Annotated in this window: 1 protein-coding gene; it reads left to right on the top strand. The window is 45.0% G+C overall.

Features of this window, described 5'->3' with window-relative positions; translation table 11 throughout:
- Window positions 1-5 precede the first annotated feature (5 nt).
- The coding region (locus tag R7040_RS25230) for a GGDEF domain-containing protein (protein ID WP_318097385.1) at window positions 6-918 on the top strand (913 nt) is incomplete at its 3' end.

The following is a 918-nucleotide window of genomic DNA, read 5'->3' as shown; positions in this document are numbered from 1 at the left end:
TAGGGATCTGCTATCTCATTAAAGTGCAAAGGCATCACAAATATGCCGATTTACTGCTCAGCGCCGTCATCATGTGTGAGGGGTTATTACTACTTCTTTTTAATGATGCGCCCTCCGGAAAATTATTGTGGCTCTACCCCATCGTCGCAACCATCATTTTGATTAACGAGTTCAAAGTCGGTTTACTCTTTAGCGCTACCTACATGATTTTGGTTTTCTTTGGCATTACGTTTTTAGACGGCTTACCTGCCACTGGCGATATGATCGAACGCCGATTCATGTTCACCTTGATTGCCATCAGTTTTGTCTGCCATACCTTCTCCTACTACTACGCAAAAGTCGTCAGCTACATTCAAACCCTTTACCGAGAAGGGATTGAGGAGTTAGCCTACCTAGACCAACTGACGGGCTTAGCGAATCGTTGGAGCTTTGAAACGTGGGCCAGAGCAAAACTGCACGACATTGACCACTCAGACGAACGCAGTGTCACTGCGTTGGTTTTTCTCGATATCGACAATTTTAAGTACATCAACGACACCTATGGCCACGATGTTGGCGACCAAGTGTTGAAAGCATTTGCAACTCGATTGAAGAAAAGCATTCGTAACAGCGACCGAAAAACCGATAAACATGACTACTCCATTGCGCGCTTTGCAGGCGATGAGTTCGTGTTAATGCTTTACGATGTGCGCAGTAAACAAGACCTAGATGGCATTTTGGATCGCATCGTTAATTTGTTCCCAAAGGGATATCAAAACTACGATACCTATAATGAGCTGACGATGAGCGTAGGAGCCGCAATCTATAAACAAGACGCCAACGATTTATCAGAGCTTACCCGCTGCGCAGACAAAGCGATGTATGCCGCGAAACACACGGGTAAAAATCAGTACGCGTTTTACGAACATTGTTCTCATG

This window comes from Vibrio sp. 1069 (genome assembly GCF_033340555.1).
This window is presented reverse-complemented; position numbering and strand designations above follow the sequence as displayed.